Consider the following 22918-nt stretch of genomic DNA (forward strand, 5'->3'; position numbering starts at 1 on the left):
CAAGGCTTGCCCGCGATGAAGGCAATGCGGTCTTTCAAGAATAGAGCTGCCTGTTTCGCGGGGGCCTTGCTCCCACTTACCCCCGTCACAATGATCAGGGCTTCTCTTGCGCCTGCAACTGCCCATCCCACCCCCCACCCAATGCGGTAATCAACTGTACACTGGCGACCAAGCGGCTCTGCTGCAGGCTCAGCACACTGCGTTCGTTGCTCAGCGCGGTGGCCTGGACGCTGACCACGTCGAGGTAGGCAATCAACCCAGCCTTGTACTGGTTCTGCGTCAGGCGCAGGGATTCCCGGGCGGCGTCCAGGGCTTCCTGGCGTACGCGGGCTTCGTCTTCCAGCACCTTGAGCTGGATCATGTAGTTTTCCACCTCGCGCAAGCCGTCGAGCACGGTCTGGCGATAGGTGGCGACGGCCTGGTCATACGCCGCGACAGTACGGTCGACTTCTGCCGAACGCTGGCCGCCATCGAACAATGTCATCGCCAATTGTGGACCGACCGACCAGAAGCGGTTCGGCACGCTCACCCAGTTGTCGTAGGTACTGCTGCTGTAGCCGCCACTGAGGCTGAGGGTCAGGTCCGGGTAATACGCGGCCTTGGCGACCCCGATCTTGGCGTTGGCGGCCATCACCGAGCGTTCTGCCGAGGCGATATCCGGCCGACGCTCGAGCAGCTGCGCCGGCAGCGCTACCGGGATCTGCGGCAGCGACGGGATGTCCTGAGTCTCGGCCAGGTTGAACTCGGCCGGCGGCAGGCCGATCAGCACGGCGATGGCGTTTTCAAATTGGGCCCGTTGCCAGATCAGGTCGATCAGGTCGCCCTGGGTGGTCTTGAGCTGGTTCTGCGCCTGTGCCACCGCGTCCTTGCCGGACACCCCTGCGCGGTACTGGTTTTCGGTCACTTTCAGGGAACGCTGATAGTTGTCGACGGTGGTCTGCAATAGGCGTTTCTGTTCATCGATCACCCGCAATTGCAAGTAATTCTGCAGCAGTTCCGATTGCTGGCTCAGGCGCATCGCCGCCAAGTCGGCAAAACTGGTTTGGGCGCTCGCCTCGTCGGCTTCCAGGGTGCGGCGCAACTTACCCCACACGTCCGCCTCCCAACTGACACCGGCCTGGGCGCTGTAGGTGTCGCGAATGCCGCTGGACGAACTGCTCAAGCTCGAACTGCTACTACCAGTGCCCTGGCTGGAACGTGTTTTGCCAACGCTCAAGTCCACGGTGGGAAAAAATGCGCCACGGGCGTTGCGCACCAGCGCCCGGGCCTGCCGGTACTGGGCGTCGGCCTGGGCGACGGTCTGGTTGGACGCATTGAGCTGGTCCACCAGGCTATTGAGTTGCGCATCGCCGTACAGCTCCCACCAGGCGCCTCTGGCCATCGCATCGCTAGGGTTGGCCTGACGCCAGCCCTGGGCCTCCTTGTATTGCACCGGGGCGGCAGCCTGGGGACGTTGATAATCCGGGCCGACGGCGCAGGCGCTGAGCATCGCCACGCACAGCGCCAGGCTCAGCACCCGCGAGCCACGGGCGGCCGCCAGCGTTGCGGCAAGATTGAAAGGCGAACGGTCGGTCATAGCGGAGTTTCCAGGGCAGCATCAGTGCGCACGCCGCGCCAGCGATTGAAGCGATGGCGCAGCTTGTCGAGATAAAGGTAAACCACTGGGGTGGTGTAGAGCGTCAGTACCTGGCTGAACACCAACCCTCCGATGATGGTCAGGCCCAGTGGCTGGCGCATTTCCGAGCCCTCGGCAGCGCCGAGCAACAGCGGCAAGGCGCCAAGGATCGCCGCCAGCGTGGTCATCAGGATTGGCCGCAACCGCAGCAGGCAAGCGCTGCGGATCGACTCCAGCGGCGTCTGCCCGGCACGCTCCAGTTGCAGCGCCAGGTCGATCATCAGGATGGCGTTTTTTTTCACCACGCCGATCAGCAGGAACAGCCCCAACAGCGAGATCAGGCTGAACTCGCCACCCAGCGCATAGATCGACAGCAACGCGCCAACGCCGGCCGATGGCAAGGTGGACAGGATGGTCAACGGATGGATGTAGCTTTCATACAACACACCCAACACCAGGTACACCGCCAGCAACGCCCCGAGGATCATGAACGGCTGGCTTTTCTGGGTGGCGGCGAACGCATCGGCGGTGCCGGCCATTTTCACGATGACATCCTCGGGCATACCAAGCTTGGCAAGCGCACGCTCGATGGCCGCAGTGCCCTGCTCCACCGTGACACCTTCGGCCATGTCGAAGGAAATGCCCTCGGACGCGAACTGGCCTTCATGGCTGACCCGGTCGTCCTCCAGGCTGTTCTCGTAGTGGGCGATGGCCGACAGCGGTACGCGCGCGCCATCGGCGGTGATCACCTGGACCTGCTCGAGGGTACTCGGGTCCTGGGCGTACTTGGGATTGACCTCCATCACCACCTGGTACTGGTTGAGGCTGTCGTAGATGGTCGATATCTGCCGCTGGCTGTAGGCGTTGTTGAGCACCGCGGTAACCATGTCCATGTCGATGCCCAGGCGCTTGGCCTGATCGCGGTCCACCACCAGCGTCACCTGCTGCGCCCCACCACCGTCGCGGGCATCGATGGCGGTCAGTTCCGGCAAGGCCCGGAAGGCAGCCACCACTTTGGGATACCACGTGCGCAGCGACGCCAGGTCGGCGCTTTGCAGGATGTAGGCATACTGCGAGGTGGTCTGCTCGCGACCGCCACCGAACTGCAGGTCCTGGTCGGCCATTAACATCAACTGAGCGCCGGGGACCTTGGGCATTTCTTTACGCAGGCGTTCGATGACCTTTTGTGCAGAAATATTACGTTCCTTGATCGGCTTGAGACGCACCAGCATGAAGGCGTTGTTGGTACCGTTGTTGCCACCGATGAAACCGGCGACGCTTTGCACCGCCTCGTCCTTGAGCACGGCGCGGCGGAAGATTTCCATCTTCGGCTGCATCACGTTGAACGACAGCCCGTCGTCGCCACGCACAAAACCGATCAACTGACCGGTGTCTTGCTGCGGCATGAAGGTTTTCGGCACCACCACATACAGCGCAACGTTCACGCCGATGGTCACCAGCAGGCTCAGCAAGGTCAGGCGTCGATGGCGCAGCACCCAGTCCAGGCTGGTGGCGTAACCATGGACCATCCGTTCATTGACTCGCCGGCTCCAACGCTGCAGGCGGTTTTCCTGCGCTGGCACGTGAGGCTTGAGCCAGCGGGCGCAAAGCATCGGCGTGAGGGTCAGCGAGACCACCAGCGAAACCACGATGGACGCCGCCAGGGTGATGGAAAATTCGCGAAACAGGCTCTCGATGATTCCACCCATGAACAGGATCGACAGGAACACCACCACCAGCGAGGCGTTCATCGCCAATAGCGTAAAGCCGACTTCTTCGGCCCCCTGGTAGGCCGCCTTCATCGGCGGCACGCCTTCGTCGATGTGCCGGGATATGTTTTCCAGCACCACAATCGCGTCGTCCACCACCAGCCCCGTCGCCAGGATCAACGCCATCAATGACAGGTTGTTCAGGGAAAAGCCGTAGAGGTACATCACCGCGAATGTGCCCACCAGCGACACCGGGACGGCCAGGGTCGGGATCAACGAGGCGCGGAAGTTGCCGAGGAACAGGAACACCACCAGCACCACCAGGGCCACGGCGATCAGCAAGGTCATTTCCGCTTCATGCAGGGTGGCCTTGATGACCGGCGAGCGGTCCATGGCCAGGTTCAATTTGACGCTGGCCGGCAACACGGCCTGCAACGCCGGCAGTTGCGCTTTGATCTCGTTGACCGTCTCGATGATGTTGGCCCCGGCCTGGCGGTTGATCACCAGCAACACGGCGGCATCGTTGTTGAAAAAGCCACTGTTGTAGCGATCCTCAACGCTGTCAGTGACTTTCGCCACGTCCTTGAGCCGCAGTACCGAGCCATCCTGGTAACGGATGATCAGCGTTTCGTAGTCCTCGGCCTTCTCCAGTTGATCGTTGGCCTGGACCTGCCACATGCGCTGGTCGTCCTCCACCGATCCCTTGGGCCGGCGCACGTTACTGTCGGCAACCGCGGTGCGCACGTCATCGAGGGCCACGCCGTACTGGTTGAGCAGATGCGGCTCCAGTTCGATGCGCACCGCCGGTAAGGAGCTGCCGCCGATCTGCACCTCGCCAACGCCCGACACCTGGGACAGGCTCTGGGACAGGATGGTCGAGGCCAGGTCGTAGAGCTGACCTTTTTTCAACACGTCCGAGGTCAGCGACAGCACCATGATCGGCGCCTGGGACGGGTTGACCTTCTTATAGGTCGGCATGCTGCGCATGCCACTGGGCAACAGGTTGCGCGAGGCATTGATGGCCGCCTGCACTTCCCGGGCGGCACCGTTGATGTCACGGTCCAGGTCAAATTGCAGGATGACGCGCGTAGAGCCTTGGCTGGAGCGGCTGCTCATGGTGTTGACCCCGGCGATGGCGCCGAAGGAACGCTCCAGGGGCGTAGCCACCGTCGAAGCCATCACCTCGGGGCTGGCCCCTGGCAGGTTGGCCTGGACCACGATCACCGGAAAATCCATTTGCGGCAGCGGCGCAACCGGCAGCAGGCCGAAGCTCACGCCACCGAGCAGCATGATGGCGAAGCTCAGGAGCATGGTCGCTACGGGGCGGCGGATGAAGGGGCCGGAGAGGTTCATTGACAGCCACTCCGGACTTCAATGAGCAGGCTATTGTGGCGAGGGGGTTTATCCCCGCCATGTGGGAGCAAGCGCCCTCGCCACGAAAAGCACTGTCCCAGGATGCCGGGCGCCGCCGTCATGCCCGCACCTCTTGCCCGTCCGGCCTGGCAAACCGGCGTCCCAGTCGATCGAAATACAGGTAGATCACCGGGGTGGTGAACAACGTCAATACCTGGCTCACCAGCAACCCCCCTACCATCACCAAGCCCAGGGGCTGGCGCAGTTCGGCACCGGAGCCGGTGGCGAACATCAGCGGTATTGCACCGAACAAGGCTGCCAGGGTGGTCATCAGGATCGGGCGCAAGCGCAGCAATGCAGCCTGATAGATCGCCGTCTGCGGGTCCACGCCCTGGTTGCGTTCGGCGTCGAGGGCGAAGTCGATCATCATGATCGCGTTTTTCTTGACGATGCCGATCAGCAGAATGATGCCGATGATCGCGATCATGCCCAGGTCATTGCCACTGAGGATCAAGGCCAGCAAGGCACCAATGGCCGCCGAGGGCAAGGTGGAAAGAATGGTGATCGGGTGGATGTAGCTTTCGTACAGCACGCCCAGGACGATGTACATGGTCACCACCGCCGCCAGGATCAGCAGCAATGTACTCGACAACGACGCCTGGAATGCCTGGGCCGCGCCCTGGAACTCGGTCTGCACGCCCACCGGCATGCCGATGTCCTGCTGGACCTTTTCGATCACCTCCACCGCGTGCCCCAGGGCCACGCCCGGTGCAAGGTTGAACGACATCATCACCGCTGGGAACTGGCCTATGTGGGCAATCGCCAGTTGTGCCTGGCGTTCTTCGACCCGAGCCAGACTCGACAGCCGCACCTGCCCACCGTCGCTGGTCTTGACGTGAATCTGGTCCAGCGCCTGCGGCCCGATCCTCTCCCCGGCCTGGGCCTGCAGCACCACGCGGTACTGGCTGGCCTGGGTGTAGATGGTGGATATCTGCCGCTGGCCGAAGGCGTCATACAGCGCATCGGTGATGTTCGACACCGAGACGCCCAGGCGTGAGGCTGCGTCGCGGTCGATCATCAGGTAGACCTGCAGGCCCTTGTCCTGCAGGTCGCTGGCCACATCGGTCAGCGCCGCCTGTTGGGCCAGGGCTTCGACCAAGCGCCCGCTCCAGAGGCTGAGCAATTCGGCGTCCGGCGACGACAGGCTGAACTGGTATTGGGTTCGGCTGACCCGGTCTTCGATGGTCAGGTCCTGCACCGGCTGCATGAACAGGCGAATGCCCACCAGCCGATCCAGTTGCGGCTGCAAGCGAGCAATGATCTCGGTGGCGCTGTCATCCCGCTCACTGTGGGGCTTGAGGTTGATCAGCAGGCGACCGCTGTTGAGCGTGGCATTGTCGCCGTCCACACCAATGTACGACGACAGGCTCTGCACCGCCGGGTCCGCCAGGATCACTTTCGCCAGTTGCTGCTGGCGCTCGCTCATGGCGGCAAAGGAGATCGATTGCGGCGCCTCGGAAATGCCCTGGATCACGCCGGTGTCCTGCACCGGAAAGAACCCCTTGGGCACGGCCAGGTACAGCACCACCGTCAGCACCAGGCTGCCCACCGCCACCAGCAGGGTCAGTGGCTGATGCTTGAGCACCCACTGCAACTTGCGTCCGTAGGCGGCGATCAACCAGTCGATCCAGGCGCCGCTGACGCGGTAGAAACGGCCCTGTTCTGCTTCCTTGGGCTCACGCTTGAGCAAGCGGGCGCACATCATCGGCGTCAGGGTCAGGGACACCACCAGGGAAATCAGGATCGCCACCGCCAGGGTGATGGCGAACTCGCGAAACAAGCGTCCGACCACGTCAGCCATGAACAGCAGCGGGATCAGCACGGCGATCAGCGACAGCGTCAGGGAAATCAGCGTGAAACCGATCTGCTTCGCGCCCTTGAGTGCGGCCTGTAGCGGACTGTCGCCCTCCTCGATGAAGCGAGCGATGTTCTCCAGCATGACGATGGCATCGTCCACCACGAAACCGGTGGCAATCGTCAGGGCCATCAGCGTCAAGTTGTTGATGGAGAAACCCGCCAGGTACATCACGCCGAAGGTGCCGATCAGCGACAACGGCACGGCCACCGAGGGGATGATCGTGGCGCTGACGCGACGCAGGAACAGGAACGTGACCATGACCACCAGGGCGATGGCGATCAGCAATTCATACTGCACGTCGGTGACTGACGCACGGATGGTCTGGGTGCGGTCGGTCAGTACGGTGACATCCAGTCCGGCCGGCAAGTTGTCGGTGATGCTCGGCAGCAGGGCCTTGATCCGGTCCACGACTTCGATGACATTGGCCCCCGGCTGGCGCTGGATGTTCAGCAGCACGGCCTGGTTTTCGTTGGCCCAGGCGGCAAGGCGTTCGTTTTCGGCGCCGTCGACGATCTGTGCCACGTCCTTGAGCCGCAACGGCGCGCCGTTGGCGTAGGCCAGGATCAGTTCGGCGTAGTCCTTGGGCGAGGTCAGCTGGTCGTTGGCGTCGAGCATCGAGACCCGGGTCGGGCCGTCGAAGTTGCCCTTGGGCTGGTTGACGTTGGAAGCCCCAATCAGCGTGCGCACATCCGCCAGGTTCAGGCCGTTGGCCGCCAGAGCCTCGGGGTTGACCTTGATTCGCACGGCCTGGCGCTGGCCACCGGCGATAGTGACCATGCCGACGCCGCTGATCTGGGCGATCTTCTGCGCCATGCGGGTGTCCACCAAGTCGTTGAGCTTGGGCAACAGCATGGTCTTGGAGGTGATAGCCAGGGTCAGCACCGGGGTGTCGGCCGGGTTGACCTTGTTGTACACCGGCGGCGCCGGCAGGTCCTTGGGCAGCAGGTTGGTGGCCCCATTGATCGCGGCCTGCACCTGCTGCTCGGCGACGTCCATGTTGATGTCGAGGTTGAAGCGCAGGGTAATCACCGACGCGCCACCGGAACTGGTGGAGGCCATCTGCGTCAAGCCCGGCATCTGTCCGAACTGGCGCTCCAGGGGCGCGGTCACCGCGCTGGTCATCACATCGGGACTGGCGCCCGGGTACAGGGTCATCACACGGATGGTCGGGTAGTCGACCTGGGGCAATGCCGACACCGGCAGCAGCCGATAGGCGATCAGGCCGGCCAGGATGATCGCCAGCATGCTCAGGGTGGTGGCGACCGGGCGAAGGATGAACAGCCGCGAGAGATTCATGCGCCGCCCTTTTTCGCCTTGTCGAGCGCGACCGGCTCAGTGGGCACCACTGCGGACTTGCCCTGCAGGTGCTCGGTCGGCGTGGTGGGCACTTCCCCGCTGTCGCCGACCACTTGCACTTCACTGCCTTCCTTCAAGCGGTCGGTGCCCTCGAGCACCACCCGGTCACCGGCGGCCAGCCCTTCGGTGACTACGGTATTCGCACCGTCGCTGGCGCCGATCTTCAGCTTTTTGAGGGTGACCTTCTTGTCGCCATCCAGGGCATAGACGAAGGTGCCATTGGTGCCGAACTGGATGGCCGCCGTCGGCACCAGGGTCACACCTTCAAGGGTATCGGCCAGCAGCCGGACATTGACGAACTGGTTGGGGAACAGCGACTGGTCGCGGTTCTCGTAGCGAGCCTTGAACTTCAAGGTGCCGGTGGTGAGATCGATTTGGTTGTCCAGGCTTTGCAGCACGCCACTGGCCTGCAGTTTCACATCGCCCCGATCCCAGGCTTCGACGGGCAGTTTCGCCCCGCTGCGATAACGGGCGAGCACCGTGTCGAGGTTGTTTTCCGGCAAGGTGAACACGACGCTGATGGGGTGAGTCTGGGTGATGACCGCCAAGGCCGTGGTGTCGTTGGCCGCCACCAGGTTGCCGACATCCAGTTGCCGCAAGCCGACCCGCCCGGAGATGGGGGCGCGGATCTTAGTGAATTCGAGGTTGAGCTTGGCGTCGTTGACCGACGCCTGGTTGGTCTTGACCGTGCCCTGATATTGGCCCACCAGCGCCGCGGCGGTGTCGAGGGTCTGCTTGGCGATACTGTCTTCGGCATACAGGCCGCGATACCGCTCAAAGTCTACCTGGGCATTTTTCAGCTGGGCCCGGTTCTGCAGCAACGTGCCTTCGGCCTGGAGCAAGGCGTTCTGGTACGGACGCGGGTCGATCTCGGCCAGCAAGTCCCCGGCCTTGACCATTTGCCCTTCTTCGAAGGCGATCTTGACCAGTTCGCCACCCACGCGGCTGCGCACGTTGATGGTATTGAGCGCCGTGACAGTGCCCAGCGCCTTGAAGTACAGCGGGAAATCCCCGGTCATCGCCGCCGCCACCCGAACCGGGATCGCCCCCGTCGCTCCACCGAACCCTGGCCGCATGCTTCCCGAGCGGCCCACGTGCCCGGCTGCTGCTTTCTCCCCAGCCCCGGGCTTCTGCACCGAGTCACTGGGCCAGAACTTCCAGGCCAGCGCGGCGACGACCAATACGGTGAACAGGCCGAGCAGCCAGCGACGGGAATTGCGGGAAACAGAGGATTGCATGGAGTGATCAACCATTGGGCGCGTGGACTTCTTTTACGGGAGGCTGAACGATAAGCACTGACGACTGTTTAGCAAAGCGCCTTTACCGGCAATTTACCTTGGGCTTACCTGGCACATAATCGGCTAACACCTTGAAGCACAAAAGAAAACGGCCTGGACAGGGCCAGGCCGTTAACAATTGTAATAAATACCTTATTTCAGAACGGCCAGCGCAGCGTCGTAGTTCGGTTCTTCACCGATTTCCTTGACCAGTTCGCTGTGCAGCACCATGTCGTTTTCGTCCAGTACCACCACGGCACGGGCGGTCAGGCCTTTCAGTGGGCCATCTGCGATCGCCACGCCGTAGTCCTGCATGAACTCGGCACCGCGCAGGGTCGACAGGTTCTGGACGTTTTCCAGGCCTTCGGCACCGCAGAAACGCGCCTGGGCAAACGGCAGGTCGGCGGAGATGCACAGCACCACCGTGTTGCTCAGGTCGGCGGCCTGGGCATTGAACTTGCGCACGGAGGTGGCGCAGGTTGGCGTGTCGACACTTGGAAAAATGTTCAGCACTTTGCGCTTGCCGGCGAAGTCTTTCAGGGAAACGTCCGACAGATTGCCGGCAACCAGGGAAAAGGCTGGCGCCTTGGAATCGGCTTGTGGCAACTGGCCGTTGACTTGGACCGGGTTGCCTTTGAGGGTGACTTGAGCCATGAACGAATTCCTTCTGGCAGGTTTGAAAATGGTGAGGCCGGAGTTAACCACGAAATGCTTGCGCGACCTACCGCTGGACATAAAAAGACATGGTGTCGGCATCCTGTGTAGGAGCTGGCGAAGCCTGCGATCTTTTGATCTTTTGATCTTTCGCTTGAGATTCAAGTGTCTTTGGAAAGATCGCAGCCTCGTTGCACTCGACAGCTCCTACATGCTCCTACGCAGTTCCCATAGGGATATTCGAGGCTATTTAGCCTTGAATTTCAGAAACGACTGATGCAAATCCGACGCCCAGCCATCGATGACCCCTGTGACGTCATTGGGCTTCATGACCTGGGACTCGTTGGACAACGGTTTGCCGGTGCCTTTGCGCACCACCTGGGCGACCACCGCGTTGTTGCCACCGTCGAGAAAAACCGCTTCGGTGCCCAGGGTGGTTTCCTGGTCGCGCATGCCACTGGCCGTGCTGACAGCGGCCGCCACCAGCGCAATCGGGATCACCTCATAAGGTTTCAAGCCTTCGGTCTTGCTGCTGACAGCCGTGATGGCCGCACGGATCACCAATACACCCGGTCCCGGAGCTGTCGCCAGGGGCAAGGATTTTCCCGCTTCCCGCTTGAGGGCCTGATCGTAATAGGCGGTGATACCCGACAGCGTGGCCTGGGGGATCTTCACGGTCGGCTGCGGCTTGGGATAAAGCTGCGTCGGCTCGATATATAGACTGGTGTACTTGCCCGGATCAATCTTCGGATCGACCCAACGCATCACCTCGGCCCCCGACGGCGACTTCTCTTCCTTGAGCCGACTGTAATCACCCAGGAACCCGGAGTACTCATCCGGCTGGGTGACTTTGCTGGAACAACCCACCAAGGCGAGCGAGGCAATGCAAACAGTGCCGATCATTGACGAAAACTTCATGTTGTCACTCCTGTAAGCCACACGAGGCGGGGCCGGAACTACAGGTATAGCCAATGGGCTGGTTTTTGCCTGTTCTGAAAGGAATGCGTGATTCAGCCGCGCTCGCGCGGTATCAGGCTCTGCAGCTGTTGTGCGAGGAAGTTGGCGTCGAAAGCAAACGTGTCAGGGTCCTTCAACCCGTTGGTCCGGCGCCATTGCCATTGCACCGATGGTGGTTGGCAAACCAGGGAGATGCTGCCGTGACGGGTCGCGGCCAGGCCCATGATCGACAAAGAGATCAGCCCACCTACACCCATCACCTCCGGTACGAATTCCACCGGTCTACCAGTAATGGTCAAGGTCAGTTTTTCAGTCTTGAAAGCGGACGTCTCTAGCGGAGCGCTCGGCCCGTGCGCCACATACGTCTCACGGCTCAACTCCAGCAGGCCGAGCGCCATTACGGGTGCCAGCCATTGCTCGATTTGCTCGTACAACGCCTTGATCTGCTCTGCCCAAACCGCCGACTGGGCCTGGTGCAGTTGTTTCTTGTGCGCTTCGCTGTCGGCGTAGTGACGAAGCATCTCGCCCAATTGCTGTACATCGTCCATGGGCCGGTCCTCGATTAAGGGAGTACTACGAAGCACGATGATGACAGGTTCAAGACGTTGGCGTACGTAAAAGCCTTCTTTGCCTGCGCTCTGGATCCTTCAGCGCAACCGCGCCATCGCCAGCGTGTCCACCCAACAACCGTCACGCACAGCATAGTCGCGCATCAGGCCTTCGGTTTCGAAGCCGAACTTGCGATACAGCCCGATGGCCGCTTCATTGTCGAAGCACACCGTCAACTCGACCCGCCGCAGGTTCATCCAGTTGTCCGCGACATCCAGCGCGGCGGCCAGCAGCATCGAGCCGACGCCCTTGCCCTGCCAGGCGACAGCCACACCCATGCCGAGGCTGGCGCAATGGGCACGACGCACGCGCGAGAATTGCTCCAGCCCCAAGTTGCCGATGACTTTACCCTCGTGCAGGGCCACCAGCTTCAACGCGCGTTCGTCGTCCATTACCAGGCGCTTGCGCCAGATTTCGGTGGACTGGAAAGGCATCTGCAGCACCTGGCGAGTCACCGCCGGATCGTTGTAGAGCGCGGTGACACCTGCGATATGGGCTTCAGTGAAGCGAACGAGGGTGATTGATGATTCGGACATGCGGCTCCTCCCTGGAGGCCTGACAAGGCCGATCACTATAAGCCGTGCCAGGCGCTATGGGGAACCTTGGGGAACGGACTTGCTCGCGAAAGCGGTGGGTCAGTTGGAGCTGATGTTGGATGCACAACCGTCTTCGCGAGCAAGCCCGCTCCCACATGGGGTCCCGGGTGATGGCGAGGTCGCCGATTTCCTGTGGGAGCTTGCTCGCGATAGGGGTTGTGCCGTTATTGGTGCTGCACCTGCACCATCGAGCTCACCTGCACCCTCGCCTGCATCTGCTCCGCTCCGCCGCCCCGGCGCATGCCGCGTACCGGGCAGGCATCGAGGTAGTCCAGGCCGACCGCCAGTTTCAGGTGGCGGTCTGGAAGGGTCTGGCGGTTGGTCACGTCGAAGCTGTACCAACCATCATCCAGCCAGGCTTCCGCCCAGGCGTGGCTCGCTAGGTGGCTTTCATCTTCGGTGCACAAATAGCCAGAAACATAGCGCGCAGGAATGCCCAGGCTGCGCGCGCAGGCCAGGAACGCGTGGGTGTGGTCCTGGCAAACCCCCGTCCCGCCAGCAAACGCCTCGGCGGCGGTGCTGTTGACCTCCGTCGTACCGGGGCTGTAAGGCATCCGCGCCGCCAGGCCGTTCATCAAATCGGTCAAGGCCGAACGGTCGCGCCGGCCAGCGCATTGCTCGACGGCGAAGGCACTGAGGGCGTCGTCTGCCTGGGTGAGACGGCTGGTGCGTAAAAATGGCAGTGGCGACTGGTTGTCCGGCTCCATTGCGATCGACTGATGGATTTCCACCTCGCCATACGCCGTCAGGACCAAGGCGCCATGGGGCTCGTCCATGGTCATCACATGCAGGATGTTGTCATAGGGGTCAAGCTGACTGCGCACCAGTCGCGGCAGTTCCAGATGCCACTCCAAAATGCGCTGGCGCTGAGTATCTCGGGGCGTCAGACGCAGGAACTGGATGCTGGTGCAGACTTCATCGGCGTAGCTGTAGGTCGTGTCATGGCGTATAGACAGTTTCATACGACCTCCAGGTAAGACTCATGGACGGTCTGGCCCAAGTGGCGGATCTGCCCAATCAAATCGGTCAACCATTGATGCAGGCCCGACGCCAGGATCTCATCGATCCCCGAATAACGCAGGCGCGCATTCAGCTCGGCGGCCAGGCGCTGCGCTGGCCGACCATTGTTGCCGGGCAAGCTGGCGAGGATGTGGTCCAGTTCCTCGATACAGGCATGCAGCGAGCGCGGGACGTCAGCGCGCAACAGCAACATCTCGGAAACCTGCTCGGCATTGGGCGCATTGCGATAGATCTCGTTGAACGCCTCGAACGAAGACAACGCGCGCAACAAGGCACTCCACTGGTAGTAGCCGCGGGCCGAGTTGTCGCTGACCTCCTCCGATTCCTCGCCGAACATTTCATAGCGGGCGTCCAGCAGGCGCAGCGTGTTGTCGGCCCGTTCGATAAAGGTCCCCAGGCGAATGAAGCAGTAGGCATCGTTGCGCATGATGGTGCCCGACGTCGCGCCACGGAACAGGTGCGAGCGCTCCTTGACCCATTCGCAGAAATGGCTGATGCCGTAGCGTCCCAGGCCGTTGCTGGCGATGTTGCGCATTTCCAGCCAGGTGGCGTTGATGTTCTCCCACATGTCGGCGGTGATGCGCCCGCGCACGGCATGGGCGTTGGTCCGCGCGGCCCGCAGGCAGCTGTAGATACTGCCGGGGTTGGTTTCATCCAGCGCGAAAAAATGCAGCATGCGCTCGGTGTTGAGCGCGTCATAGCGGGCGTTGTAGTCGTCCAGCGTACCGGCCGCCAGCAACGACATCGCCAGCTCGGCATGGCCATCGCTGCGCCCGGCCTGGGGCATCAACGACAACGAATAGCTGACTTCGAGCATGCGCGCCAGGTTCTCGGCGCGCTCCAGGTAGCGGGACATCCAATAGAGGTCCGAAGCAGTTCTTGAAAGCATGTCTTAGTCCTCCACGACCCAAGTGTCTTTGGTGCCGCCGCCCTGGGACGAGTTCACCACCAGCGAGCCTTCACGCAGCGCCACGCGGGTCAATCCGCCGGGCACCAGGCGCGTTTCCTTGCCCGACAGCACGAACGGCCGCAGGTCGATGTGGCGCGGCGCGATGCCGCTCTCGACAAAGGTCGGGCACGTGGACAGGCTCAAGGTCGGCTGGGCGATGTAGGCTTCGGGACGGGCCTTGAGGCGTGCGCGAAAATCTTCGATCTGCGCCGCGCTGGCGGCCGGCCCGACCAGCATGCCGTAGCCGCCGGAGCCTTGGGTTTCCTTGACCACCAGATCCGGCAGGTTGGCCAGCACGTGGGACAGGTCCTGGGGCTTGCGACACTGCCAGGTGGGCACGTTCTTCAGGATCGGCTCTTCGGTGAGGTAGAAGCGGATCATCTCGTCGACGTAGGGGTAGATCGACTTGTCATCGGCCACACCCGTACCGACCGCGTTCGCCAGCACCACATTGCCCGCGCGGTACACGGCAATCAGCCCGGGCACGCCCAACATCGAATCGGGGTTGAACGACAGCGGGTCGAGGTAGCCATCGTCAAGGCGCCGATAAATCACGTCCACCTGTCGGGGTCCGGCAGTGGTGCGCATGTACACGTGATCGTCACGCACGAACAGGTCGGCGCCCTCCACCAGCTCCACGCCCATTTCACGGGCCAGGAACGCGTGCTCGAAATAGGCACTGTTGAAGCGCCCCGGGGTCAGCACCACGGCGGTGGGGTTCTCGAGGGGACTGGAGCTCTTGAGGGTGTCGAGCAGCAGGTTCGGGTAATGATCGATGGGGGCCACGCGCTGGGCGGCGAAGAGCTCGGGGAACAGGCGCATCATCATCTTGCGGTCTTCGAGCATGTAGCTCACGCCGCTAGGCGTGCGCAGGTTGTCTTCCAGCACATAGTAGCTGCCGTCACCGTCGCGAACCAGGTCGACACCGGCGATATGGGCGTAAATACCCCGGTGCAGGTTCAGGCCCTGCATCGCGATCTGATAACCCTCGTTGGCGAGCACCTGCTCGGGCGGGATGATCCCTTCCTTGAGGATGTGTTGCCCATGGTAGATGTCGGCCAGGAACATGTTCAGGGCCTGGACCCGCTGAATGCAGCCACGCTCGACCATCCGCCATTCGCTGGCCTTGATGCTGCGCGGGATGATGTCGAACGGAATCAACCGTTCGGTGCCCTGCTCATCCCCATAGAGGGTAAAAGTGATACCGGCGCGATGGAACAGCAGGTCAGCTTCACGGCGGCGTTGTTCAAGCAGTTCAAGCGGTGTATCCGCCAGCCAGCGTGAGAAGGCTTGGTAATGCGGGCGGCAGTCACCCTGGGCGTCATACATTTCATTAAAAAAAGCGTGGGGCATAGCCAACTCCCAGCCGCGTTCTACACGGCATTTCTTATTACGTCGTCATTCCACTCAGTACGGCCTTGCCTTTTTTATGAGCCCTGGTTCTCTGAGTACCTCGTTAGGCAATGGGTCTCTGATCAGGCCTTTGCGTCTGGATGACGTGCGCCCCCTGTTTACCTATGTATCGAATCCCCCCTCGCTGGCTCTTTCGTCCTGGAGTCGTAGCAAGGGCTGTGCCTAAGTGCGGTGCATCGAGGCAATACTGGAAAAACTGTCGCATAACGACAAAAAAGCGAAATTTATTTTCGATTTTGCGACGAAATTCTGTTTGGCGGCTGAAACGTTTATTGCCATTTCCGGCGTCGACGCCACGAACGGGTCGAATCGGTGCAGCCAGGCGAGGAGCCAGCGTCGAACGCCCTGAAAAGGGGAAATTTATACCCAGCGCTAAAACGCAGGAGTTAGCCCAACCATAGCTGACACTCCGGACTTCGGGGTGGACGAGTTCAGGTTCTGGTGCGACAACAGCCTGCCCCACGCCGAAAAAAGAGAATCCCTGGAGTTGTTTATCCAGCAGGTGGTGCCGGCTCTTCGGTGATCCGCCGGCCTGGAATTGCCAGGGTCAGTTCTACCGTCATCGCGAGCAGGCTGGCTCCCACAGGGTTTTATGGTGAACACAAATAGACAGGCAACGGCCCGCCAATGTGGGAGCCAGCTTGCTCGCGATGACGGCCGGAATGCGAAGGTGATGCCCAAAAAAATGCCCGGACTTCAAGGTCCGGGCATTTTGTTTTCGGGATGGATCAGAACGTCACGCTGGCGCTCAGCCTGGCGGTACGCGGCTCGCCGACGTTGACCTGCACCTCGCTGCCCGTGGAGGACGGGTAGTACTGCTTGTCGAACAGGTTGTCGACGTTCAACTGCAGTGAAGTCTTGTGCCCCAGCACCGGCGACTCCCAGCGCAGGAAGGCATCGGCGACGGTGTAGCTGCTGAGCCAGAAATCATTGGCGTTGTTGGCAGCGCGTTCGCCGACATAACGCGCGCCGGCACCGGCGTGCCAGGCACCGAATTCGGCAGGCACGTTCAGGTGGTGGCTCAGGTATAGGCTTGCGGTGTGTTTGGGGGCGTTGGCCAGGCGATGGCCTTCGTCATCCGGATCGTCGAGGATTTCCGTGTGGGTGTAGGCGTAGGTGCCGATCAGGTTCCAGCGGTCGGCGAGGCGGCCGGTGATGTCGAGTTCCAGGCCTTGGGAGCCGACTTTGCCGGCGGCTTGTGCAATGTCGTCAGTGACGGTCACTACATTCTTTTTAACGATGTCGAACAAGGCGAGATTGATGTTCAATCCCGGCAGCGGATCGTACTTGGCGCCGACTTCGTAGCTGCGACCCTCCTCCGGTTTAAAAGTGCGCCTGTCCTTGTCGACCACATCATTAGGCTTGAACGACCGGCTGTAGTTGCCGTACAGCGACAGGGTCTCGGTGGCCTTATAGACCAGTCCCAGGAACGGAACGAAGGTGTCGCCATTGTCATCGCGAACCGCCGGGGCCGAGACAACCCCCTGCGTGGTGTATTGATCATAATGCTGGTAGCGGCCACCGAAGACCAAGATCCAGCGATCATCCAGATGCCAATTGTCCTTCAAGTAAACCGAGCTGGAGGTCAGTTTGTTGCTCAAGTTGCTTTGCGGCGCATCCAACCTGCTCGGCTCCCCCAGGCCACCGTACACCGGTGCCGCAGGGTCAAAGCCTGATTGATAAACGCCGCGATAGGTTTTGCCACGAAACTGATCTGACACCTGATTATCGATACCAACCAGCAGATCATGGCGCTGACCGAACAGCTCCTGCTTACCCATGAAATCCCAACTGGCATAGCGGGTTTCATCGTCATAGTGCGCGCCGTTGGCGGCACGCAGGAAAACTCCGTTCAAAAGCTGCGGCTGGGCAATCGAAAGACTGTATCGGTCGTTGTTCCACCCGTAGGTCACACGAGTTTTCCACGTTTCACTCAATTGATACTCGAATCGAGCGGTGGCCGTCTCCCGAATTCCCACACTCTTGGCCCACGGTTCATCCAGGCGCTTGTTGTAGTCAATATCAGCTGGATGCCCGTTCCTGAACACCGTCCCCCGATCAAACGGATTGGAATATTCGTTGTACTCATAACTGAGGTTCAAAGAAGCCCGCTCCCCCGTCCAAGCCAGGGACGGCGCCACCAGCGTGCTCTCATTGACGCCATAGTTGCGCCAGTAGTCCTCGTGGCCGCGCTCGGCAATCAAGCGATAGGCCAGGCCGGTATCGCCCAGCGGCCCGGTGGTGTCCAGGGCCATGGTGCCGCCGCCTTCGCTGTAGGCCGAACCGCTCAACGTGGTGCTTTGGGTGTATTGCGGTTTCTTGCTGATGACGTTGACCAGGCCGCCGGGCTCCAGTGCGCCGTACAGCATCGAGGCCGGGCCCTTGAGCACTTCGACGCGCTCGGTGGTGGCGCTGAAGTTGTGCCCCAGGTTCGAACGCACACCGTCGCGCAGGATCGAGCCGTCGTCGTTGGTACCAAAACCACGCTTGACCAGCGAGTCCCGCGAACCGCCCAGGGTGTTGCCCTGGCTGACACCGCTGACGAACTTCATCGCGTCGCTCAGCGAGCGCACCTGATAGTCGTCCAAGGTCTGCTGGGTCACCACGTTGATCGATTGCGCTTCTTCCTTGATCGGTACATCACCCTTGCTCGCCGTGCTGGCTTGCGACGTCGTGTAGCCCTCGTCCTGAATGATCCGACTGACCTGCACGTTGGTGGTGGGCAACTCCAGAGTGTCCTGTGCCCTCAGGGGGCTTGCCATAAAACAGCAGGACAACGCGGGTAAAACACATTTGACGAAGGTATTTCGGTAGGCGAGAGGGGTGGAACGATTCAAGACGCGCACTCACAGTGGAACAGGAATGAGAGCGAATATACTTTGAGAATGATTCCCAGTAAATATTTATAACATCTCGCCGCTTGACTCTGTATGCAAACAAGGGCGCCGGAAGATGAGTCCGGCGCCCTTGTTTGTTCCTCTCTCTCAGCTTGGGTGGGTCAGTGATCGATGGCAGCACCGGCGCCTCTCGGCACGCGAATGTCTTCGACCAGGTGTTGGATGTGCTCCGGTGGCGGTGCGGTGAAGCGTGACACCACCAGAGCAGCCGCGAAGTTGAAGAGCATCCCCAGCGTACCGATGCCTTCAGGGGAAACACCCAACCACCAATGCTCGGCAGTGTTCATCGTCGGGTTGATGAATTTGAAGTAGACGATGTAGGTAAATGTGAACGTCAGTCCGACGATCATCCCGGCGATCGCACCTTCACGGTTCATGCGCTTGGAGAAAATCCCCATGACAATGACCGGGAAGAATGAGGACGCCGCCAACCCGAAGGCGAACGCAACCACCTGGGCGACGAACGCGGGTGGATAGATGCCGAACAGCCCGGCAATCAATACCGCCACGCCGGCGGCGATACGTGCAGCGAGCAATTCCTGCTTCTCATTGATCCTGGGCATGATGTTGCTCTTGAGCAAATCATGAGAGATCGAAGTAGAGATCACCAGCAACAGCCCCGCCGCCGTCGAAAGCGCCGCCGCCAGCCCACCGGCGGCGATCAATGCGATGACCCAACCCGGCAAGCCGGCAATTTCGGGGTTGGCCAACACCATGATGTCGTTATCGACATAGAGTTCGTTGGCCACTGGCGAGACCTGGTTGTTCAGCAACCGCTGCTCATATGCCCCTCGCTCGCCAGTGAAGCTCGGCGCACCGACCAAAGCCGCCCCCGGGCCATACTGGATGATGCCGTCGTTGTTCTTGTCCGCCCAGGCAATAAGGCCCGAGTTTTCCCAGGTTTTAAGCCAGCTCGGCGCGGTGGCGTAACTGACGTTGGGAATGGAGGTCAGCAAATTGGTGCGAGCAAAGGCAGCAACGGCCGGTGCGGTGGTGTAGAGAATAGCAATGAACAACAAGGCAAAGCCTGCGGACTTGCGGGCATCACGCACGGTCGGCGTGGTAAAGAAACGCACGATCACATGGGGCAGGCCCGCAGTACCGACCATCAGCGCCATGGTGATGAAAAACACATCTATGGTCGATTTGGTGCCATTGGTATAGGCGGTGAAACCCAGCTCGGCCCCCAGGCCGTTGAGCCGCTCGATCACGCTCTGCCCCGTACTGGCCACTTCGCTGATAAAGCCCAGTTGCGGAATCGGATTACCGGTGATCAATATCGAGATATAAATGGCCGGCACCATGTAGGCAAAAATCATCACGCAATATTGCGCCACCTGGGTGTAGGTGATGCCTTTCATACCACCGAGCACTGAGTAAAAGAACACGATGGCCATGCCGATCATGACGCCTGTGTTGATATCGACTTCCAGGTAACGAGAAAAGACGATACCCACGCCGCGCATCTGTCCCGCCACGTAGGTAAAGGAGATGAAAATCACGCAGATCACCGCCACCATCCGCGCGGCCTGGGAGTAATAACGCGCTCCGACGAACTCCGGCACGGTGAATTTGCCGAATTTTCGCAAGTACGGCGCCAGGCACATGGCCAGGAGCACGTAGCCGCCGGTCCAGCCCATCAGGTAGACCGAGCCGTCATAACCTGCGAAAGCGATAATGCCCGCCATGGAAATGAACGAAGCCGCCGACATCCAGTCAGCGCCGGTGGCCATCCCGTTCAGCACCGGATGCACGCCCTTGCTCGCGATGTAGTACTCACTGGTCGAGCCGGCACGCGTCCAGATGGCGATCCCGATGTAGAGCGCAAAGGACGCTCCGACGAACAAATAGATCAGGGTTTGAGTGTCCATGTTCGTCGGCCTCAGTCTTCGTGAACGTCATATTTGCGATCGAGCTGATTCATCTTCCAGACATAGAAGAAAATCTCGAGCACAAAGACATAGATGGAGCCCTGCTGGGCAAACCAGAACCCCAGCGGGGTACCGAAGAAGCTGATGGTATTGAGTGAATCAACCAGCAAAATGCCGAATCCGAACGACACCAAGAACCAGATTGCCAGCAGCATCAGCATCCAGCGTAGGTTTTCCGTCCAGTAGGCACGCGCAGCCTGTTTCTTTTCAGTGGACATGGAGGTGTCCTCCCGTTTTGTTTTTATTGTTTTGCACCCCAAACCGTAGCAGTCACTGGGCAAGGCGCCAGTACGACTTTCGTCTAATCTGCTCCAGCAGTATTGACATCTCTATCCCATCATCTTGGAAGGGTTGATGAACGGCAGAATCCCCAGAGTGATGTCAAATCGCCCTATCCTCCCCTAAAGCTTTGCCGCTCGCGGTCGAATGTATTCCATTGAGAGATTTTTTTGCCCAGGAGCAGCGGCATGCAGACGTTGAAGGCCTTGTACGAGTCTATCGAGATGCGGTTTTTCGGTACCCTCACCAAAAAACTGTCGAGCCTTTTCCTGTTGGTGCTGGTCAGTGGCTTGCTGTATTGGGTGGCCCTCAGCGCTCGCACCGAGATCGTGCTGCAGTTGCGCAACGCACAGTTGGACAGCGCCTTGCTGGGGCAGATCGAAGGCCGGCTCGACAGCCTCACCCATGCCCTGCTCTTCGGCGCGCTCCTGACGCTGTGCATGATCAGCTTCATGGTCTGGTATTTGCGCCACCTGATCGTGCGCCCCGTCACCGCCATGACCAAGGCCCTGGAAGAGATCGCCAACGGCGAAGGCGACCTGTCCAAGGACCTGCCGCTGGTAACTCACGACGAGATCCGCGTGCTGGCCGGCACTTGCAACCGGTTCCTGGCCAAGCAGCGGGAGATCATCAGCAACGTCCAGGCACTGACGGTGCACATCGCCGTCGAATCGGCCCGTTCGTTGAAGAACATCAGCGATTCCAGCGACAGTGCCACCCACCAGGCCCGCTTCGCCAAGGAAGTCATGGACCAGAGCAACACCGCCGTGGGCCGCATCGAAGAAGTCTCGCGCCAGACCCAGGGCATCTCCAGCACCACCGCCCAGAACCTGAGCATGGCCCGCGACTCCTACAGCGAGCTGCTGGAAGTAACCGGCAACATCAGCGAAATCTCTAGCAGCCTCGGTGAATTTGCCACGCTGGTGAGCGCCTTGAACCAGCGCTCCTCGAGCATCAAGTCGATTGTCGGGTTGATCCAGCAGATCTCTGCCCAAACCAACCTGCTGGCCCTCAATGCCGCCATCGAAGCCGCCCGGGCCGGCGAAAGCGGCCGCGGCTTCGCGGTGGTTGCCGATGAGGTGCGGACCCTGGCACAAAACGTCAGCCGGGCCACCGATGACATCTCACGCAACATCGACGCCATGCTCGATGAAGTCAGCTCCACCCACGAGCAGACCACCCAGATCAGTCACAGCGCCCGGGAAACCCAGAAAGTAGTAGAGCGCGCCTCCGGCCACTTTGAAAGCATGATCGGCGACTTCGAATCCACCAACGGCAAGCTGGCGGACATCGCGACCCATATCCAGCAGTTCGCCGACAGCAACACGGGGATCAACGACCGGGTCACCCAGATCCACGCCGACAGCCAGTTGATCGACCAGCGTATGCAGCATTCGGCGACAGCCACCCGCGACCTGTCCGGCGTGGCCGAAAAGGTCCAGGCGCTGTTGGGTCGCTTCGTGCTCGGCCATGGCAAGTTGGATGCCGCCATCACCCGGACCAGTGAATGTCGCGACACGCTGCAGGTACGCCTGGAGGCGCTGCAAGGTGAAGGCCTGAACCTGTTCGATCAGAATTACCAGCTGATTCCCGGCACCGATCCCAAGCAGTACACGGCCAGCTACACCGAACGCTTTGCCCAGGTCTGCCAGGAAGCCTGCGATAAACTCACCCGCAGCACGCCGGGTGGCAAGGTTTCGTTCATCGTCGACAGCAAGGGCTATTGCCCGGTGAACAACAGCTGGGTCTCGAAGCCGCCGACCGGCGACCGAGCGGTGGATTTGCCAGTGTGCCGCAACAAGCGAATCTTCAACGACCCAATCGGCCTGCGTGCGGCGGGCAACGTCCAGCGCTTCCTGCTCCAGACCTACCTGCGCGATACCGGGGAAATCATGACCGAGATCGACGTACCGTTCTTCTTCGGCGGCCGTCATTGGGGCAACTTGCGGGTGGGCTTCGATGCGGCGGTGTTGTTGGCGGAATGAGGGTGCGCTCGCACGATTCCTGAGATCCCCCCCTAAAACAATATGGGAGCTTGCTCGCGATGGCGTCGGGTCCGTCGCCGTCATCATTAACTGACACTTCGTTATCGCGAGCAGGCTCGCTCCCACAGGGTTCTGTGGTGTGTGCACATCTTGAGACCACCCCAAAAACAACTGTGGGAGCGGGCTTGCTCGCGAAGGCGGTGTGTCAGCCACATCAATGGTGACTGACCCGACGCCTTCGCGAACAAGCCCGCTCCCACATGGGGTTTGAGACTACCTCAACTCAACAGCACTTGGGCCCACCCTTGCCACCGTAACGAGCCTCCTGGCGTTCGCGAAAGAACGCCTCGTAGTCCATCAGCGGTTTGTCCGGGTGCTTGGTTTGCATGTGCTCGACGTA

The 22918-nt window shown here is 60.8% G+C and carries 16 protein-coding genes and 1 pseudogene; 2 read left to right on the forward strand and 15 right to left on the reverse strand.

Annotated elements, in window-relative coordinates:
* Positions 1-94 precede the first annotated feature (94 nt).
* From AACY42_RS27315 to AACY42_RS27365, 11 genes are all read right to left on the reverse strand, one after another.
* Complete coding sequence (locus tag AACY42_RS27315; protein WP_339483586.1) at positions 95-1576, reverse strand: efflux transporter outer membrane subunit; 1482 nt, start codon at positions 1574-1576, stop codon at positions 95-97.
* Complete coding sequence (locus tag AACY42_RS27320) at positions 1573-4677, reverse strand: efflux RND transporter permease subunit (RefSeq protein WP_339483587.1); 3105 nt, start codon at positions 4675-4677, stop codon at positions 1573-1575. Before AACY42_RS27320 ends, AACY42_RS27315 begins: the two co-directional genes overlap by 4 nt.
* A 118-nt stretch (positions 4678-4795) precedes the next feature.
* The gene (locus tag AACY42_RS27325; RefSeq protein ID WP_339483589.1) at positions 4796-7891 is read right to left on the reverse strand and encodes an MdtB/MuxB family multidrug efflux RND transporter permease subunit; all 3096 of its coding nucleotides are present in this window, start codon (positions 7889-7891) and stop codon (positions 4796-4798) included.
* Complete coding sequence (locus tag AACY42_RS27330) at positions 7888-9204, reverse strand: MdtA/MuxA family multidrug efflux RND transporter periplasmic adaptor subunit (protein ID WP_339483591.1); 1317 nt, start codon at positions 9202-9204, stop codon at positions 7888-7890. The genes AACY42_RS27325 and AACY42_RS27330 overlap by 4 nt, the downstream gene beginning before the upstream one ends.
* 177 nt (positions 9205-9381) lie before the next feature.
* The gene (tpx, locus tag AACY42_RS27335; RefSeq protein WP_339483592.1) at positions 9382-9882 is read right to left on the reverse strand and encodes a thiol peroxidase; all 501 of its coding nucleotides are present in this window, start codon (positions 9880-9882) and stop codon (positions 9382-9384) included.
* A 246-nt stretch (positions 9883-10128) separates the two neighbouring features.
* Entirely contained in the window at positions 10129-10800 is a 672-nt protein-coding gene (locus AACY42_RS27340; RefSeq protein WP_339483593.1) for a DUF3313 domain-containing protein, read from the reverse strand.
* Between the two features lie 92 nt (positions 10801-10892).
* Entirely contained in the window at positions 10893-11387 is a 495-nt protein-coding gene (locus tag AACY42_RS27345; protein WP_339483594.1) for a hypothetical protein, read from the reverse strand.
* Positions 11388-11486: 99 nt separating this feature from the next.
* The gene (locus tag AACY42_RS27350) at positions 11487-11984 is read right to left on the reverse strand and encodes a GNAT family N-acetyltransferase (protein ID WP_339483595.1); all 498 of its coding nucleotides are present in this window, start codon (positions 11982-11984) and stop codon (positions 11487-11489) included.
* Positions 11985-12208: 224 nt separating this feature from the next.
* Positions 12209-13006 carry a transglutaminase family protein gene (locus AACY42_RS27355; protein ID WP_339483596.1) on the reverse strand — a complete coding sequence of 266 codons (798 nt, stop codon included), beginning with the start codon at positions 13004-13006 and terminating at the stop codon, positions 12209-12211.
* Positions 13003-13953 (reverse strand): alpha-E domain-containing protein, encoded by a 951-nt coding sequence (locus AACY42_RS27360; RefSeq protein ID WP_003201699.1) that lies wholly within the window; start codon positions 13951-13953, stop codon positions 13003-13005. Before AACY42_RS27360 ends, AACY42_RS27355 begins: the two co-directional genes overlap by 4 nt.
* A gap of 3 nt (positions 13954-13956) precedes the next feature.
* Positions 13957-15366 carry a circularly permuted type 2 ATP-grasp protein gene (locus AACY42_RS27365; protein ID WP_339483597.1) on the reverse strand — a complete coding sequence of 470 codons (1410 nt, stop codon included), beginning with the start codon at positions 15364-15366 and terminating at the stop codon, positions 13957-13959.
* A 472-nt stretch (positions 15367-15838) separates the two neighbouring features.
* Between AACY42_RS27365 and AACY42_RS27370 the strand changes: the two are divergent.
* Positions 15839-15949 (forward strand): annotated as a pseudogene (locus AACY42_RS27370) (LLM class flavin-dependent oxidoreductase); the annotation flags it as partial.
* Between the two features lie 205 nt (positions 15950-16154).
* Here AACY42_RS27370 and AACY42_RS27375 read toward each other — a convergent pair.
* From AACY42_RS27375 to AACY42_RS27385, 3 genes are all read right to left on the reverse strand, one after another.
* On the reverse strand, positions 16155-18188 hold the full coding sequence (locus tag AACY42_RS27375; RefSeq protein WP_445261572.1) for a TonB-dependent siderophore receptor: 2034 nt from the start codon (positions 18186-18188) through the stop codon (positions 16155-16157).
* 236 nt (positions 18189-18424) lie between these two features.
* Positions 18425-20194 carry a sodium:solute symporter family protein gene (locus AACY42_RS27380; RefSeq protein ID WP_339483599.1) on the reverse strand — a complete coding sequence of 590 codons (1770 nt, stop codon included), beginning with the start codon at positions 20192-20194 and terminating at the stop codon, positions 18425-18427.
* 11 nt (positions 20195-20205) lie between these two features.
* On the reverse strand, positions 20206-20472 hold the full coding sequence (locus tag AACY42_RS27385; protein ID WP_339483601.1) for a DUF4212 domain-containing protein: 267 nt from the start codon (positions 20470-20472) through the stop codon (positions 20206-20208).
* Between the two features lie 249 nt (positions 20473-20721).
* Here AACY42_RS27385 and AACY42_RS27390 point away from each other — a divergent pair, with 249 nt between their 5' ends.
* Positions 20722-22518 carry a methyl-accepting chemotaxis protein gene (locus tag AACY42_RS27390; RefSeq protein ID WP_339483603.1) on the forward strand — a complete coding sequence of 599 codons (1797 nt, stop codon included), beginning with the start codon at positions 20722-20724 and terminating at the stop codon, positions 22516-22518.
* A gap of 283 nt (positions 22519-22801) precedes the next feature.
* Here AACY42_RS27390 and AACY42_RS27395 read toward each other — a convergent pair.
* Positions 22802-22918 (reverse strand): YbdD/YjiX family protein (locus AACY42_RS27395; protein ID WP_339481726.1); only part of this gene is annotated, 117 nt, incomplete at its 5' end.

This window comes from Pseudomonas sp. RL_5y_Pfl2_73, assembly GCF_963970515.1.
Lineage (GTDB): Bacteria > Pseudomonadota > Gammaproteobacteria > Pseudomonadales > Pseudomonadaceae > Aquipseudomonas.